This window comes from Lyngbya sp. CCY1209 (assembly GCF_055795065.1).
The window spans coordinates 17,066-33,506 of record NZ_JAYFER010000688.1 but is presented as its reverse complement, the minus strand read 5'-3'; the positions used below and the strand labels follow the sequence as shown (position 1 = coordinate 33,506).

The 16,441-nt window shown below is 53.3% G+C and carries 16 protein-coding genes; 7 read left to right on the top strand and 9 right to left on the bottom strand.

Going from position 1 to position 16,441, the window contains the following annotated elements; translation table 11 throughout:
* Positions 1–106: 106 nt before the first annotated feature.
* The 3 genes from AC0QHF_RS28525 to AC0QHF_RS28515 all read left to right on the top strand — a co-directional run bounded on the left by AC0QHF_RS28525 (position 107) and on the right by AC0QHF_RS28515 (position 3,735).
* The gene (locus AC0QHF_RS28525) at positions 107–727 is read left to right on the top strand and encodes an FkbM family methyltransferase (RefSeq protein ID WP_324707667.1); all 621 of its coding nucleotides are present in this window, start codon (positions 107–109) and stop codon (positions 725–727) included.
* Positions 727–1,041 carry a hypothetical protein gene (locus AC0QHF_RS28520; RefSeq protein ID WP_324707666.1) on the top strand — a complete coding sequence of 105 codons (315 nt, stop codon included), beginning with the start codon at positions 727–729 and terminating at the stop codon, positions 1,039–1,041. Before AC0QHF_RS28525 ends, AC0QHF_RS28520 begins: the two co-directional genes overlap by 1 nt.
* A 507-nt stretch (positions 1,042–1,548) precedes the next feature.
* Positions 1,549–3,735, top strand: coding sequence for a tetratricopeptide repeat protein (locus AC0QHF_RS28515; protein ID WP_324707665.1), 2,187 nt, complete (start codon positions 1,549–1,551; stop codon positions 3,733–3,735).
* On the opposite strand, the gene AC0QHF_RS28510 is transcribed toward AC0QHF_RS28515, so the two are convergent.
* On the bottom strand, positions 3,732–4,433 hold the full coding sequence (locus tag AC0QHF_RS28510; RefSeq protein ID WP_324707664.1) for a phosphatase PAP2 family protein: 702 nt from the start codon (positions 4,431–4,433) through the stop codon (positions 3,732–3,734). The two genes, AC0QHF_RS28515 and AC0QHF_RS28510, sit on opposite strands and share 4 nt — an antisense overlap.
* A 219-nt stretch (positions 4,434–4,652) precedes the next feature.
* Between AC0QHF_RS28510 and AC0QHF_RS28505 the strand changes: the two genes are divergently transcribed.
* Positions 4,653–4,883 carry a hypothetical protein gene (locus AC0QHF_RS28505; RefSeq protein ID WP_324707663.1) on the top strand — a complete coding sequence of 77 codons (231 nt, stop codon included), beginning with the start codon at positions 4,653–4,655 and terminating at the stop codon, positions 4,881–4,883.
* Positions 4,884–5,000: 117 nt separating this feature from the next.
* Here AC0QHF_RS28505 and AC0QHF_RS28500 read toward each other — a convergent pair whose 3' ends face one another.
* From AC0QHF_RS28500 to AC0QHF_RS28480, 5 genes are all read right to left on the bottom strand, one after another.
* Positions 5,001–5,273: a GlsB/YeaQ/YmgE family stress response membrane protein gene (locus AC0QHF_RS28500; RefSeq protein ID WP_324707662.1), complete on the bottom strand. Its 273-nt coding sequence runs from the start codon at positions 5,271–5,273 to the stop codon at positions 5,001–5,003.
* A 116-nt stretch (positions 5,274–5,389) separates the two neighbouring features.
* Positions 5,390–6,460 carry a DUF3616 domain-containing protein gene (locus AC0QHF_RS28495; RefSeq protein ID WP_324707661.1) on the bottom strand — a complete coding sequence of 357 codons (1,071 nt, stop codon included), beginning with the start codon at positions 6,458–6,460 and terminating at the stop codon, positions 5,390–5,392.
* Positions 6,461–6,511: 51 nt separating this feature from the next.
* Positions 6,512–7,855, bottom strand: coding sequence for a DUF7986 domain-containing protein (locus AC0QHF_RS28490; RefSeq protein WP_324707660.1), 1,344 nt, complete (start codon positions 7,853–7,855; stop codon positions 6,512–6,514).
* Positions 7,856–8,347: 492 nt separating this feature from the next.
* Positions 8,348–9,133 (bottom strand): TrkA C-terminal domain-containing protein, encoded by a 786-nt coding sequence (locus tag AC0QHF_RS28485; protein ID WP_324707659.1) that lies wholly within the window; start codon positions 9,131–9,133, stop codon positions 8,348–8,350.
* A 209-nt stretch (positions 9,134–9,342) separates the two neighbouring features.
* A complete protein-coding gene (locus AC0QHF_RS28480) occupies positions 9,343–12,072 on the bottom strand; it encodes a cation-translocating P-type ATPase (protein ID WP_324707658.1) in 2,730 nt (909 codons plus the stop codon).
* A gap of 116 nt (positions 12,073–12,188) precedes the next feature.
* Here AC0QHF_RS28480 and AC0QHF_RS28475 point away from each other — a divergent pair, with 116 nt between their 5' ends.
* Complete coding sequence (locus AC0QHF_RS28475; RefSeq protein ID WP_324707657.1) at positions 12,189–12,413, top strand: hypothetical protein; 225 nt, start codon at positions 12,189–12,191, stop codon at positions 12,411–12,413.
* A gap of 69 nt (positions 12,414–12,482) precedes the next feature.
* Positions 12,483–13,604, top strand: coding sequence for a hypothetical protein (locus tag AC0QHF_RS28470; RefSeq protein WP_324707656.1), 1,122 nt, complete (start codon positions 12,483–12,485; stop codon positions 13,602–13,604).
* A gap of 241 nt (positions 13,605–13,845) precedes the next feature.
* Here AC0QHF_RS28470 and AC0QHF_RS28465 read toward each other — a convergent pair whose 3' ends face one another.
* The 3 genes from AC0QHF_RS28465 to AC0QHF_RS28455 all read right to left on the bottom strand — a co-directional run bounded on the left by AC0QHF_RS28465 (position 13,846) and on the right by AC0QHF_RS28455 (position 14,787).
* Positions 13,846–14,202, bottom strand: a complete 357-nt coding sequence (locus AC0QHF_RS28465; RefSeq protein WP_324707655.1) for a hypothetical protein — start codon at positions 14,200–14,202, stop codon at positions 13,846–13,848.
* Positions 14,203–14,283: 81 nt separating this feature from the next.
* Positions 14,284–14,475, bottom strand: a complete 192-nt coding sequence (psb35, locus tag AC0QHF_RS28460) for a photosystem II assembly protein Psb35 (protein ID WP_324707654.1) — start codon at positions 14,473–14,475, stop codon at positions 14,284–14,286.
* A 108-nt stretch (positions 14,476–14,583) separates the two neighbouring features.
* Positions 14,584–14,787, bottom strand: coding sequence for a hypothetical protein (locus tag AC0QHF_RS28455; protein WP_324707653.1), 204 nt, complete (start codon positions 14,785–14,787; stop codon positions 14,584–14,586).
* Positions 14,788–15,043: 256 nt separating this feature from the next.
* On the opposite strand from AC0QHF_RS28455, the gene AC0QHF_RS28450 reads away from it, so the two are divergent.
* Positions 15,044–16,141, top strand: a complete 1,098-nt coding sequence (locus AC0QHF_RS28450; RefSeq protein ID WP_324707652.1) for an AI-2E family transporter — start codon at positions 15,044–15,046, stop codon at positions 16,139–16,141.
* The last annotated feature ends 300 nt before the right edge of the window (positions 16,142–16,441 follow it).

Below are 16,441 nucleotides of genomic sequence, written 5' to 3'. Positions count from 1 at the left end.
AATTGAATCATGTATATAATTGAATCATGAAAATCCCCCATCCAGAAGCGGCTGCAACCGGGGACGGTTGCTCCCACAGTTTTTTTTATTTCTGAGGTTCAATTAAATGGTCGTTTTTACCCACAACTTAAAAAGCCGGGGTTATTTGGAATCCCTGGAGATGACTTTGGGAATTGTTGGATCTCGGAAGATGCGATCGGACGACAATTATGGTTCGGGGGATTGGCAGATCTTTGCCCCCAACCTCACCATTTACGGATTCGATGCCGACGCCGATGCCTGCCTCGCCAACAACCTGGAATTGGAGGAACGCAATGTCAATTGGAAAGAACGACACATTCCCCTCGCCATTTCCGACGAGATCGGCACCTCGACGCTGTACGTCACCCGAGGGGTGGATTGCAGTTCGCTGTATCCCCCCAACGAGGATTATTTGCGGCGGTTTCACGCCCTGAACGAACATATCAAACTCGATTTTTCGGTCGATATCGAAACCACCACTTTGGATGATTTTTGCGATTCAGAAAAGATACCAAATATGCACTTTCTCAACCTCGACATTCAGGGGGCGGAGTTGAAGGTTTTGAAAGGGGCGGAAAAGTTGTGCGATCGCGGCGTGATGGGGATTCAATGGAGGTGGAATTTTCTCCGATGTACTGCGATCAGCCCCTCTTTTCTGATGTCGATTCCTATTTGCGATCGCGGGGATTTACCCTGTTCGATTTGATGACCGATCACCCAATGTGCCGCCGTCCCCGTTCCGTTTCTCCGATTTATTCCCAACGACGAATCGGTCAATTATTGTGGGCGGACGCGCTGTATTTCCGCGACCCCATTTCAGATCGCGATCGCACCGTCAATCAAGACCCGAAAAATATCCTGGCTTTGGCTTGCATCGCCGACATCCTGGACTATCCCGATTATGCCCTGGAGTTGCTGTTGTTTCTGACCGAAAATTACGGAAAAAATCCGGATTATCAATTTTCGGACTGTATCGATGAGACGGTGCGATCGAGCACTGTAAACTTGTATTTAAAATAGCAGTCATTTAATTCATTCTAGTGGACAGTTTCAGTAGGGTGGGTTAGGCGCGGCCGTAATTTTTCGGAAAAACCAATAACTTTTCATCCGCGCCGTAACCCACCATAAAAATTCAAAATTCACTATTGAGGCGGTGTTGACATTTCATTAACGCACCCTACTGGACTATTTCAGTTAAAATGATGCTTTATTTGTAGGTTGGGTTTCACTGCGTTCAACCCAACATCAATATCTCGGCGTTGGGTTTCGTTCCTCAACCCAACCTACAAAAGCATCATTTTAGAGTGGCTAGTCCACTCGGAATAAAGCACTGTATCGTAGTGCCGATGAGACGCTTTAAAAATCATCAATTTTTTGGCATTGTTAATGTTGATTATAACTCATAACTTCTCCGTGTTCTCTGTGCCTCTGTGGTGAAATTTTCCGAAATTTTTTCACCTCTAAAATACCCGTGATCGCATTTTTCGTGTAAAATAGATAAGTAACGTGATAGGGTGGGGGGATTTTATGTCCGATCGGCAAATGAGCAACCTTCCAGATTTCCAAAGCCACGGCTATCAAATCGTTCGGGAACTGGGATGCAACCCGGAGGGGGGGCGCATCACCTACAGGGCGACGGATACGCGCACCGGGGAGCCGGTGACGGTCAAAGAATTTCGGTTTGCCTTTGCCGGGGCGAGTTGGGCGGGATTGAAAGCCCACGAACGGGAAATCGAGATGCTGCGGCAGCTCAAACATCCGCGCATCCCCCGCTATCTGGACTCCTTTGAAACGCCCTCCGGCTTCGGTTTGGTGCAGGAGTACAAAAAAGCGCCCTCCCTGGCGGCGTGCGATCGCTTCACCCCGGGACAAATCCAACAAATTGCCGCTTCTGTATTGGGCATTTTGGTCTATTTGCAACAGCACCGTCCGCCCATCATTCACCGGGATATCAAACCCGAAAATATCCTCGTAGACGACCGCCTGAACGCCTATTTGGTGGATTTCGGATTCGCGAAAGCGGGGGGAAAAAATACCGCCCTCAGCAGCGTCGCCGCCGGGACGCCGGGGTTCATGCCACCGGAAGAACTGTTCAACCGCCCCCTGACGGAAGCCTCCGATCTCTACAGTTTGGGGGCGACTTTAATTAGTCTGCTCACCCGCACGCCGTCCCGGGAAATGGGGCAGTTGATCGACGAGAATTATTGTTTCAAATTCCGCCACCGGGTTCCGCCCTGCGATCGCCGTTTTTTGACCTGGTTGGAACGGATGGTCGAACCCAACGTCAAGCGGCGGTTTCCCAATGCGTCGAAAGCGTTATCCGCCCTCTCCGCCATCCGCAGCAACCGCAGCGCCATCCTCCCCCAACTGAAACCCCTCGCCGCCGTCTTTTTCTTCGCACTGGTGGGCAACGTGGCGATGCGGGGAGCCCGGGAATTCACCTCCGCCCAGCAATCCCGAATGGTGAAAAAAACGGAAGTTCCCCCCGTCACCGTTCCCCTTTCCGAGGCGGTTTCCCTCCGCCAACAGGGTCAGGAATTTGCCCGTTTGAACGACTACGATCGCGCTTTGGCGGCCTACGATCGCGCCCTGGAAATCAGCCCGGATTATCTGGAGGCGCTGGAGGGGCGCTGCTGGGTTTTATATAATTTGGAACAGTACGACGCGGCGATGAGAAGCTGCGAAAAAGCGATTGCCATCAACCCCAATTCATTCCGGGCTTGGAATTACCGGGGCGGTATTTTAAACCGGCTGTCGCGTTATCAGGAAGCCCTGGAATCTTACAATCAATCTGTGGCGATCAAACCGGATAATTCCCACGGCTGGAACGGGCGATGTTGGTCCCTCAACAACGTGCAAAAATATGGGGAGGCGTTGAAATCTTGCGATCGCGCGATCGAAATGGACGGGGAATCGGAGTGGCCCTGGAACAATCGCGGTTACGCCTTGGAGAAATTGGGGCGGTATTCGGAGGCGATCGCATCCTACGATCGCGCCCTCGAAATTAACCCCGACAATGCCACCGTCATTCAGAACCGGCGGCGGATTTTTAACCAGTCGAAACAGGCGGCGATTTTCGTTCCCCCGAATATCGACGGGTTCGGATACGGGGAAAAACTGCGAAAAAAAGGGTCATTTTCGGAGGCTTTGGAGGCCTACGACAAGGCTTTGGCGGACAATCCCCACCACTTTGAAGCCAACCTTTACCGGTGTCGGGTGTTGCGAATTTTGGGCCGAATGTCCGACGCCCTCCCCAGTTGCGATCGCGCTTTAGCCATTAATAGCAATTCCGATTTGGCGTGGGAAAGTCGCGCCTGGGTGTTGCGGGGGTTGGGGCGGTATGAAGAGGCGTTAAAGGCCAGCGATCGCGCCCTGGTCATCAATCCCCGCGCCTATTGGTCTTGGATCGAAAAGAGTGCCGCGCTGCGGGAATTGGGGGAATATGAGTCCAGTTTAGAGGCAGCGGATCGGGCGATCGCGATCGATCCAAATCCCATTGAGGGATGGGGCGATCGGGGGGCGGCGTTGAACGGGTTGCGACGCCACGAAGAGGCCTTGGATGCCCTCGATTACGCCCTATCTCGGAACCCCGAAAATCACTGGGCTTGGTATCAGCGCGGCGTGGCTTTGGACGGGTTGAACCGATACGGAGAAGCCCTCGATTCCTATCACCAAGCATCAAGATTTAAACCCCAAACAGAAACCGGATTTTAAAAATAACCCCGGGCAATTTCCCAACCCAAAATGCAGGCGACCAGCCAGACCAACCCAGCCGCATATCCCGCGACAATATCGGTGGGCCAGTGGACGCCCAAATAGAGGCGGCTGAAACCGATCGCCACAATCAATACAATCGCGGCGGAAATAATTAGCCATTGCCAGGGTCGAAAGTGAACGGCAAACCAATAGGCGATGATTCCGTAAACGACCAAGGAAATCATGGCGTGGCCGCTGGGAAAACTGTGGAAACTGACATCGACGATGCGTTCCCACAACTCCGGTCTGTGGCGGCCGAAAACCGATTTTAGGAGGTGGTTTAATAGGGCGACTCCCCCCAAGGCGACCCCGATCGCGATCGCGCCAATTTTCCGACCTTGAAAGAGCAAAATAAACACCATACTCATGCCCACGGCGGTGAGAAATAAGGGGTCGCCAAGACCGGTAATTCCCACCATCAATCGGTCTAAAAACGGGGTGTGAATTTGGCGGATTGCTTGCAAAATTAACCGGTCTATATATTCAGTTTCCTGGTCTAAAACCTCGTCGGTAATTTCCACAAATCCCCACAGGGAAAATCCGGCAATGGTCAGACCGGAAAGGGCGATCGCGGGCAGTAGGCTCGAAATCTCCGAGCCGAATAAATGATGCCATAAATCGACAATTTTCTGGCCGATCAATTTCAAAGAAAGCATAGATTTTCCGTTGACTTTTCTCGATCATTACCGTGACTGCAGGGGATGTTCATCTGGCCGAAGAGAGAAATTTCGGGGGCGATCGGGGCACGGAGTCCAAAAACCGGGAATTGCGATGATATAATGAATTTCAAGGCGGGACTCAAATTAGCCGATTTGTCCTAACCGTTCTGTTGATCGCTATAATGGGCAAAAAAGTGCGATTCGTTGAATATTTCTATGGACGGCAAGAAACGATTCTATCTGCTTTTGACAATCTGTCTGGCATCGGGGGGAATTATCGGCTATTGGGCGACGCAATTTTATTTGAATGGCTGTTTGTTGGCGGTGCTTCCCAGCAGCCAATGTTTGACCCAAGATCCCGTCTCGACAACCTTGGAAGGCGTTTTAGTCAGCCTCCTGGCGGGGATGGGGGCGGCGATCGGTGCGACTTGGAAAATATGGAAATAGGTGGCTACCTCTCCTGGGGAGTAGATGATAGAATTTTTATTCCTGTTGCCCATCAAAAAAGGGGTGCGATCGCAGCGATCGCACCCGCACCCCAAGGAAAACTGTTTCATCATCGGTTTAGCTGGTTTGGCGAGTCACTAAACCCCAGATGAAGATGATCAAAATTGCACCCAGAACGGCGAAGATGATGCTGGGGATGCTGAGAACGCCGGCGGCCGCGCCGCCACCCGTGCCGAGGATCAGTTGACCCAAAAATCCTCCAACGAACGCACCTAAAATACCCAGACCGATGGTCGCCAAAATTCCGCCACCCTGATCTCCGGGATAAATCAGTTTAGCCAGAGCACCGGCGATTAAACCTAAAGCCAACCAAGCGAGTATACTCCACATAGATATTTCTCCTAATTTAACTTCAAATTTTTAAACTTCTTTTCACTTTCATGGTAGCAATGGAAGCCCGGATTTAACCTCTATCTGAAGTCGGAACTCGCGATCGCACCCCGAAATTAAAGGCGGAAAACGTCGATCAACATTTCGCGATCGCTCTTCAACCGGCTGGTGTGGGGGGAGTCGTAAATGACCAGCAAGCCATTTTCTCCGAAACAGGGGAACAGTTCCAACCCCTCCGCCCGGTCCCATCCGGGGATGATATCGAGGTCAAATACGACGCTCAATTCCTCCGAATCTCCCGCCGTGATGCTGTCTCCAGAACGGCCCAAGGCATCTTTCCAACGGTAGACCCGCATCACCCCTTCCAGAGCCATTGTCGGCCCCGCCATGATTAACAAATCGTCCCCGTCAAAACAGAGTTCTCGGATTCCCAAACCCGCCAAATCCACGAAATGTTTTTTGTAAGCCGCCCCGTCTTTGCCGATGTCTTTTAGGTTGAGAACGCCGGGTTCGGTTTCCTCGATTTCCAATTCCAAAATCACCGCCCAACCCCGCAGCACGGGACCCCGCAGACCGAGAAAAATGGTATTTTCTCTGACCGCAATTCCTTCCACGTCCAAACCGTTATCTTTGGAGGGGATGGGAGGATTGAGGAACAGCCCCAAATGCTCGTCTTCCCGCAGGTGTTCGATCAGGATATTTCGCCGTTCCGAGGTTTCCAGACAGGCGGCTCGCAGGCTTTTATCTGGTTCGATGGAGGGTTCGCAAATTTTGGCGGGTTCCCCCTCCCAGATCGGGATTCTCGCCAATAAAAATCGATTCAGATCCACCGCAATTGTACTGAGTCGCTTCAAATCCTTTTCGGTGCTTTTTCCCTTCGGTTTTTTTCGCTTCGTGCTGTGGGACCCGGTGAACCAGAGATAATCGTCGGAATAGTCCAATCCTTCGATGTCAATTTCGTCGTCGTCGTTCCAAAGTTGGATGTAGTTTTCGATGCCGTAGTGTTGATGTTTGCCGTACACAAAGGGCTCGACGGGGGAGAGGCGATCGAGGCCCAACAGTTCGTCGGAACCGACCCACAAACTGCCGTCCGGTGTCAGGGCGATCGCGGATAGGTCGGTTATGAGGTCGTCGTCCGGGGCGTCGAATCGGAGTACAACGCGGCTGAGTAAAAATGCGTCTGGCATGGTTTATTGAAGAATCGCTCGATGACGTTAATGATAACTCAAAACCGACAGTTAGAGTTGGAAACCTTTCGATTTTTTGGATTTTTTCTTCCGCTTCGACTTGGATGAGTTGACCTGGGCGATCGCCTCTTTAAACAACTCGTCCAAATGTCGGGGGACGCTGGCGATGTCGGGCAGGTCGGGTTCCGGGGGTTTGCCGTATTCGACCAACACCGGATCGAGGTCGGTTTGCAGGGAGAAATCGGGGCGTTCCAAAACGGTTTGCAACACCCCTTCCAACCGCTGCGGATACGCCTCCACGAAGTGATGCCAGAGGTAGGTATTGACTTGGGGATCGTCGAGATATTTCCGCACGAAGGCTGCAGCTAGTTCCCGATCTTCGGGGGTGTCAGACTCCAGAACTTCTGCAAATCTTCGGTAGGTGGGGAGGAACATCTGGCCCCAGCGGGGGTGGGTGAAAACCGTCACCGATTCGGCGTTTTTGATCTCCGGGGGAAGTTCCGCTTTCGGCGTCACCATTTTCGAGGAAGAATCGGACGATCCGAGTACGGCGTCGAGGTCTTTTTCGTCCGCACCCGCCGACCGTGCAGCCTCCCGAATTTCGGCTTCGTCGGTTCCCGCTTCTGCCGCCATTTCTTTGAGGGACTTGTTGCGATCAAGGCCCAATTCTGCGAACCGCTTTTCGTTGATGCGATCGCACAGTTCGCCGATTTTTTTATTCAGTTGGTAGCCGGGGAGGGTGACAGTATTTTCGCCAAAGAAATCGACAAATTCCCGGTGATATTTTTCCACCGATTTCCAAGCCTCTTCCAGCAATTCCGGCGCGTCTCCGTACAGGGAATTTTTGTGGCGTTCCCGGAACTCCCCGATCGCCACCGCCAATTTCGGTTTACTCAGTTTTCCCTTGGTCAAAAATGACCCGAAGACGAGCCATTCATTTTCCGTCAATGGGGCGAGTCTGCCGTGGATAATTTCCCCCGGTTTCAGGCGGGAAAATTGAGAATTTTGGGCTGAGTTATCGAAACTGATCGGATACCGTTTTTGGGTGAACCAGTTCATCAACGTCGCGCCATCGTCCCCGATTTCCAAAACTTCAAATAAGCCGAGGAAACTGCGCTGCCAATTTTGCAACATCTGGCGCTCATCCCGGCTCAAATTTGGCGCCGCTTGTAGGAACAAATCCAAGGGGGTTGACTCTCCCACTTCCCCCTCAAAAATGAAGGTGTCGATCAATAAATCCTGTCGCTGGCGGTCGTAATTTTTTCCGCCGTAGTTCGCCGCGTGAGTTTCCAGGGCGATCGCCATTTCCCCCTCGGCATCGTAAACGAAATCGAGCAATTCTTCTCGCAATTTTTTGGCGGACTTTACGGGACTCTCTGCCGTGGCAATATTCATATTCACTAACCCCATCTAAAAATTTAGTCTCGGTCGTTCGGATGCTCAAATATTCAATTTGATTAAATAAATTTTTTGGGGGGATCTGCAATGGACGATTGTTTCCGACCCACGCCCTATTTTATAACAACCAAAAATACCGATCTTCTGTCTGATGATAGAGATCGGTATTTGGGGGATCTTTGAGCCAGAATATTCGGGCGAGGACAATTTTAATAAGAGAGAGAATCGAGCAAAAAAGATGGGATAGACGGCGACTAATCGGGAAAAAGTCGCAGTCGAATCACGGGTTTTTTCGAGGTCGGAAAAACCGGAAAACAGAGACGATCGCCCCTTGATTCCTAAATTAGGTTTGGGGCGATCGTCGCACTCAAAATAGCCCCTGATTTTAGGCGCGATCGCGACCCAGACCCCACAGAATCGCGATCGACCAATGCTGTTACTTTATCCGTTCAAATCGTCGATGCCTTCTATCTCGGGATAGAGATTCTTTCAGGGGCGATTTTGTCGGTCGTCCTCCCGTTCTTCCCGGTCCTGTTCCCAGAGGATCTGCTGTTGGTCGGCGACGGCTTGATGGTGGGCGTGTTCCCCCTGCCAGTCGGAACGGCGATCGTCGAGTTCGTTCAACAGGGACAGGCGTCCGTACAATATCAACGTGTCCCCCGGTCGGATGCAGGTGTCCGCCTTCGGGGCCCCCAGGTAGCGCCGGTTTTTCCGGTGGATGCCCAAAACGCTGATGCCCTCCTGGCGGAGGTTGAGGTCCGTCAGTTCGCGATCGGCCAGCCAATCCCCGGGCTTGACATCCAACTGCGTGACCGTATATTCCCCCGACAGGTGCAGGAGGCTGGCGTAGTCCCGCACGTCCAAGCGGGTCCAGTGGCTCAGGGCCCAACTGATCAGGCGGGAGAGGTAGAAATCGATCCATTTACTCGTCGCCAACATCCACAATATCCCCAACCCGATCGCCAGCAGGGCCAGACGAAACGCCCACTCGCCGAACCCGACGCTGTTGGTAAACGTCAGCAGCAGGGAGGACATTGTGGTGACGATGCCCACGTTGCCCAACAGCATTAGCAGCATGATGATGCGGCGGCGGACCGGGTGGGTGACGACGGATTCCGCCTCGTCGGTGGTGAACCCCGCCCCGGTGAACGCCGAACGGGATTGAAATGCCGCCAACTGCCGGGAAATCCCCGTCTGGGTGAGGGCGACCGTCGCGACGCGGTTGATCAATAGTGAGAGTGTGACGACACTTAGCAGGGAAACTAATGCGGCCACGGTTTTGCCTCCGGTTGGGGTGTGGGGTGTGGGGAATAGGGAGTCGGGAGTCGGGAGTCGGGAGCAGGGGGAGCGGGGGGTGAGACATCCAGACCGCTTGGGAATCAATTCCCAAGCTAATAGCTCAAATCATATTCAGATGATTGGGGAATTTGTACGGATCTGACTATAAATTTGCCTCCTCCGCCTCCCCTGCCTCCGGTCGCCTCTTACTTCCGACTTCCCAATATCAACTTGGCGATTTGTCCGACGACGAGGGGGACGAAACTCATGCCCAGGATCAGTCCCCATTGATTTAAGGTGGGGTTGACCAGTTTGAGGACGTCGGCCAGCAGGGGGACGTAAACGCCCGAGAGCAGCAGTCCCGTACAGAGTACCAGCGACCCCCAGATGTAGGGGTTTTGGGTGACTTCGTTGCGGAACAGGCCGCCGTCGGCATCCCTCATGTTGAAGACGTGCCACAGGCGCCCGAAGGCGAGGGTGAGGAAGGAAATGGTGACGGCGCGATCGCTCTCCATTTTCAGGCGGGTGAGGCAGAGGGCGAAAACGCCGAGGACGACGGCGGCGATGAGCAATCCGTAGAGCCCGATCGCGATCCAGTGGCGGCGGGCCAGGATGGGTTCGCCGCTGTCCCGGGGGGGATGTTTCATCAGTCCCGGGTTGCCCTCGCCGACGCCCAAGGCCAAAGCCGGGAAGACGTCGTTGATGGCGTTGAGAAACAGAATTTGCAGGGGCAGCAGGGGGAGGGGGGCGTTCACCAGGGCGGCGGCGCCGACGGCGATGATTTCGCCCATGTTGCCCGACAACAAAAAGATCGTGAATTTGCGGATATTGCCGAAAATCGCCCGCCCCTGTTCGATCGCGACGATGATGGTGGGGAAGGCGTCGTCCTGCAATACCATATCGGCGGCTTCCTTGGCGACCTGGGTGCCCCGTTCGCCCATCGCCACACCGATATCGGCCTTTTTGAGGGCGGGGGCGTCGTTCACCCCGTCCCCTGTCATCGCCACCACCGATCCGGCGGACTGGTGCAGCTCGATCAAATTCAACTTCTGTTCCGGGCTGACCCGGGCGAAAATGGGAACCTGCCGCAACTGTTCCCGTTCCTGTTCGCTCAGGTCTTCGGGCGATCGCAGTTCTTTCCCGAGTTTGGCCTCGGCCTCCTGTTCCGTCGTCACCCCCACCGCCAAACCGATGTTGCGGGCCGTCACGGGCTGGTCCCCCGTCACCATGATCACCCGGATGCCGGCGTCGTGGCAGTTTTTGACGGCGGATTTGGCATCTTCCCGGGGCGGGTCCAGCAATCCCAAAACCCCCAACAACGTCAGGCCTTCGTAGGCTTCGGCCTGTTCGGAATCGGCGGTTTTGGATGCGATCGCCAAAATTCTCAGCCCCTTCTCCGCCAACTGGCGGCAGCGATCGTTCCAGGCGTCCCGCTGCTCTTTGTCCATCGGTTGCGGCCCGTCCGGGGTGAGGCGATCGCTGCAAACCTCCAGCACCGACTCCGGCGCCCCTTTCACCGCCACCCGGTAGCCGTTTTCGATTTCGTGGAACGTCGCCATCATTTTGGTGTCCGAGTCGAAGGCCACCTCCCGGGCTTCCGGGCTTTTTTCCAATAACTGCGATCTGTGGATTCCCGCCTTGGCCCCGGCCACCAGCAGGGCGATTTCCATCGGGTCGCCGATAAAGTTGTCCTCGTCGCCGGAGTCCTCGTCGGGGAGGGAGGCGTTGTTGCACAGCACCCCCACTTCCAACACCCGCCGCAACCCGTCTTCTTCCCGGGGTGCGATCGCCTCCCCGTCCCGCTCGAATTCTCCCTCTAGTTCCAGGGCCTCCCCCTTCACGTTTACCATGTCGTCCTCCAGGGCGACCCGGGTGACGGTCATCCGGTTTTCGGTCAGGGTCCCGGTCTTGTCGGTGCAGATGATGTTGGTCGCCCCCAGGGTTTCCACCGCCGAGAGTTTCTCGATCAGGGCGTTGCGCTTGGCCATCCGCCACATCCCCCGCGCCAGGGCTACCGTCGCCACGATGGGCAACCCTTCCGGGACGGCGGCCACCGCCAGGGCGATCGCGGTTTCGATCATCAGATACAGCTCTTTCCCGCCGATAATCCCCGCCCCGGCCACCAAGACCACGATCGCCAGCGTCACCCAGATCAAATTTTGCCCCAACTTGTCGAGCCGCTTTTCCAGGGGGGTGACTTCCTCCTCCGCCTCCGTCGCCAGGGCACAAATGTGCCCGAGTTCCGTATTCATCCCCGTGGCGACCGCCACCGCTTCGCCCCCGCCGCGGGTGAGGGCGGTTCCCTTGAACCCCATGTTGGTGCGATCGGCCAGGGCCAGGTCGCCTTCGAGGGGGTCCGTCGTCTTCGTGACGGGGACGGATTCCCCGGTCAAGGGCGACTCGTCCACCTGGAGTTTGTTGGCCTCGATCAACCGCACGTCCGCCGGGATCAGGTCGCCGCTGTCGAGGACGACGATATCCCCCGGAACGATCTCGTCGGCGGGGATTTCTTGAACTTGTCCGGACCGCCTCACCGTGGCTTTGGTCTGGCTGAGTTGTTGCAGGGACTCCATCGATCGCACCGCCTTGATTTCGGTGACAAAGCCGATGACGGCGTTGAGCAAAATGGCGATAATCACCGCGACGCCTTCCACCCACTCCTGAAACGCAAACGACAGCACCGCTGCAACGGCCAGCAGCCCGATGATGGGGCTTTTGAACTGTTCGATCAAAATTTGCCAAACGCTGCGGGTCTTGGCTTCTTCGAGGCGGTTGGGGCCGTATTTTTGGCGCCGCCCTTCGACGGTCGAGGTGTCGAGTCCCCGTTCCCGTTCCACCTCCCAATTTTTCAAGACTTCCTCTACCGTCTGGGAACTGGCCGCGATCGCGTCCCGATTTTCCTCGCCGTTTTTGTTGCCGTTGCCGTTTTCTGCCATATTCTGAATCTCTGCGTGCGATCGCACCCGCGATGGTCGGGTGAAGGACTCCGATCCGATTTTAAAAGCAATGATTCCGGCTTTCTTCAGTCTAAAGGTAGAGCGATCGTTTCGGGTTGCCCATCGCAGAGAATATCGCGACTTCCGAAAATGTAGGAAATGTGGGGGCGATCGTCCCGGCCCATCGCACAGAATATCGTCAAGGTGGTGAAACGCCGGAATTAATCGGAAAAATCGGGAATATGGGTGAAGCGATCGCGATCGATTTGAAACCCAACTGCATAACTCGCCGCACCCCATCCCTAAAGGAAATCAGCTTCCTCACTCGCCGAGGAAACTAATCGGAAACTATGGGGAAATGAATTTAACCAAAAATTTCCCCGTCTGTACTTGCGTTAAGGAATTGAAGAATGGCGACTGAAAAACAAGCACTCTATCGTTACAACAATTGGGGGTCCTTTGTCAACAAGTGGCAAGACCTCTCCGGCAACGGTTACCGATTGGTGGATGTGGAAACCGACATCCAGAGCAATGGCAAAACCTATTTCACCGGAACTTGGCAAGAAGGGGACGGCAAATACGCGCTCTACCGTTACAACAATTGGGGATCTTTTACCGACAAGTGGCAAGATCTCTCCGGCAACGGTTACCGATTGGTGGATGTGGAAACCGACATCCAAAGTAATGGCAAAACCTATTTCACCGGGGTTTGGCGAGAAGGGGATGGCAAACACGCGCTCTATCGTTACGACAATTGGGGGTCTTTTACCGACAAGTGGCAAGATCTCTCCGGCAAAGGTTACCGATTGGTGGATTTCAACACCGACGTCCAGAGCAATGGCAAAACCTATTTCACCGGGGTTTGGCAAGAAGGGGACGGCAAATACGCGCTCTACCGTTACAACAATTGGGGGTCTTTTACCGACAAGTGGCAAGATCTCTCCGGCAAAGGTTACCGATTGGTGGATGTGGAAACCGACATCCAAAGTAATGGCAAAACCTATTTCACCGGGGTTTGGCAAGAAGGGGACGGCCAACACGCGCTCTACCGTTACAACAATTGGAATTCTTTTACGAATAAGTGGCAAGATCTCTCCAGCCAAGGTTACACATTGGCGGATGTAGAAACTGACATCCAAAGTAATGGCAAAACCTATTTCACCGGGACTTGGTACAAAGCGGATCACCAATTTGATGATATCACCGGTATCAGCTCAACATCTACCAATTTTCGCAGTCAAGCTCTTGCTGGTGATCATGAATCCGATGCTCTCACCAACAATCAAGGGGGGAATGACACTGAGTTCGATGAGATTTCCAAAGCTTTCCTCGGGGAATCTCCTATCGAATCCCAAGAAGGTTTGTTGACTGACTTGGTTCCGGGCGATGAACTGTTGCTCCTGAATGCGACTGCGACTGACGGCAATGGGAATTTTACACCCGATCCCGGTGTCGAACAATCTTTGGAAGCCGAATTTGGACAGTTTGCAGAAACCTTAAATGCGGCGAGTAATCTCAACGTTTTAGTTTGACGTTAGCCCCCATTCTAGAAACCGGGTTTCTACTGAGAGCTGGGTGGGGAAACTCAAGATCCTTCTAGAAACCGGGTTTCTACTGAGAGCTGGGGGGGAAACGAAAACCCTTCTAGAAACCCGGTTTCTTCTCCGCAAAAAAAATCAGGTCAAAGGGTGGAGAGAGAAGGGAGAAAAATCTCGCCCATCTCAACCCGCCTTTTTCCTGCTGGGGTGATTGATTCAGTTGTCGGAGTTGAATCTAGATGATGCCGGTTCCTTTGCCGCGTTCATCTTTGTCCATCGTCAGCTTTCCGTCTTCGTCCGTTTCATTCACTTCTTGAAGGGTTTCGGCGCGATCGACTCGGTTCGCCTGTTGTTCTTCCCGCAAATCACCGGGCTCTTCGATGTACATTTCCGGTTCGATCGCGAAATTATCGAGGAGTCCTTCCCGGCTGACGCGATAACCCGCCGTCGTGTTCATGGTTCCCTCTTCGGGATCGGGGGTCTTTTTGAAGTTTTCCCCTTCTCTTTCCATGCGGGCCGCAGTTTCCGCCGTCACCAATTCGCGATCGTAATTGGCGGCTGCTTGTGCTTGATTTTCGTTTTGATTAGCCATAACTTTTTTCTCCAATTGTGTCTATACTTGCGGTTGAAAAACCATCTGGGATTCGGAATCGGTCAACCATCGCCCTTCCCTCTATTTTTCGATATCGGGGACGACATTGGGACGCTCTTTGTCCTTCCAACCGATGGGTCGCTTGGAGTTGTACCAGGCGATCGAACCGATGGAGGCGGCCGCAATAAATCCGAAAATCAATACCAGGGTGGCTGAAACTGGAAAGTGGGGAGCGTTGGTCGCCACGTCACCTAAAATTAAATTCATACTCATCAGTAAGGGTTTCTCCTCACAAATTCAATTTCTACGTTACTTTACAGTTTATAATTTCGACGGATTATTTTCATCTATCGATCGAATGATTTGACTAAAAACCCGCTCCTAGTCGGTTTTATTGCCGATCGCCGACAGGATTCCCAGCCCCACCGACAACAAGATCAGCGCCCATATAATATATCTCGGAATGACATCCAGTATGCCCAATCCCTTCAGGGTGATGATGATGGCAGTGATCACCAGCGCAATTCCAAAAATGTAGAGAATTACGGTCGTGCCGAGTTGCGGTTCGTTGGGTTTTTTACTCACATCGATCCTCAGAACAACTGAACGTCACCGATCGGCTTTGCCGGTGCGCTCCGCGCCATCGCGCCTCCCGCCGGATCGGCTCACCTCTGAAAAAAGTACCAGGTTCCCATTCCGCGATCCTCTATCCGGAGTCGGAGATCGACAATTTCCCCTCCAATTTGAAAAGAATTCTATCGCCGGCCAGATGTCAGTTGGTCCCCCACGGAACTAGATTGAAGCGAAACCCATTTTTTTTCTCGATATCCTGGGGGAAACTGTGACTATCGGCAAGTGGATCGGAATCATATCATTTCTCGTTTCATTATATATTATTTGGCAAATCAGCCAGATTATTTTACTGGCGTTGACGGCGGTAATATTGGCGATCGCCACCAACCGGATCGTCCGGAGATTGCAGAAATCCGGGGTCAACCGGGGGATCGCCGTCGCCATTTCCGTGGGGTCGATATTAATTCTAATTTCGGGATTTTTGGCCCTGACCGTCCCGGTCATCGTGCAGCAGTGGCAGGAGTTGACCGATCGCATCCCCCAAGGTTTGGAACAACTGAAACAGTGGTATTCTCAACTGCAAAGTTGGCTACCCCCTCGAATGTTGGGTGACATGAACAGCGTCGAAGATGTCATCCAGCAGTTGGCTTCTTCTTACGATCGCTGGATCGGCAGTTTCTTCACCTTCTTTTCTAGTTCGGTGGAAACCCTCCTGCAAATCCTGCTGGTCATCGCCGTCACCATCATGCTGTTGAGCAATCCCCAGGCCTACCGGCGGGCGTTTATTTTGCTGTTTCCCTCCTTTTACCGCCGTCGCATTCATCACATTCTCGACCAGTGCGAAGAGAACGTCGTCGGCTGCGTCCTTGGCATCTTATTTAATATGGTCGTCATCGGCATCATGAGCGGAGTCGGACTGTGGATTTTGGGTGTCAGACTGGCGTTGGTGAACGCACTTTTGGCGGCTGTCCTGACGTTAATTCCCAATTTGGGGCCGACGATCAGCGTCATTCCCCCGGCGATTTTGGCGCTGCTGGACTCCCCCTGGAAATCGGTTTCCGTCATCGTTTTATATATCGCAATCCAACAGATCGAAAGCAACATTCTCACCCCCCTGGTGATGAAGCGGCAGGTGTCCCTCCTCCCAGCCGTGACGCTCTTATCCCAGATCACGTTCGCGGCTTTTTTCGGCGCCTTGGGGCTATTTTTGGCTCTGCCGTTGGTGGTCATCCTGCAAGTTTGGCTGCGGGAATTGTTGATCGAAGATATCTTGAATACTTGGTCGAAAGCCAATTTTCCCCCGCTCAAAATTCCCTCTGAAGACGGTTCTCATCCTTCTAAAATTGAGGGCGATCGCCAATTTTAGTCCGGTACTTCTGTCAAAAATTGCGATAGATTTTTTGATCGTATATCGCAACAAGAGCAATCTGCAATCTTAGCGGTATGGTCTCAACTTTGTCAACGGTCCGTGGGAGTATCGACAAAATCCCCCAAACTCGGCGACGTGCGCGGAGTCCCGTTGGTTCTGTCCGACCCGCGATCGCCCATCAACCGGGTTGCCGAAAATCGAGGTTTTGGGTTATTATTAAGAATAATAGGGAAAATTGCCTCGCAACTAACCGCCGATCAATTCAGTGAGTTTCTGGTTGTTTATGATAAAGTTAAA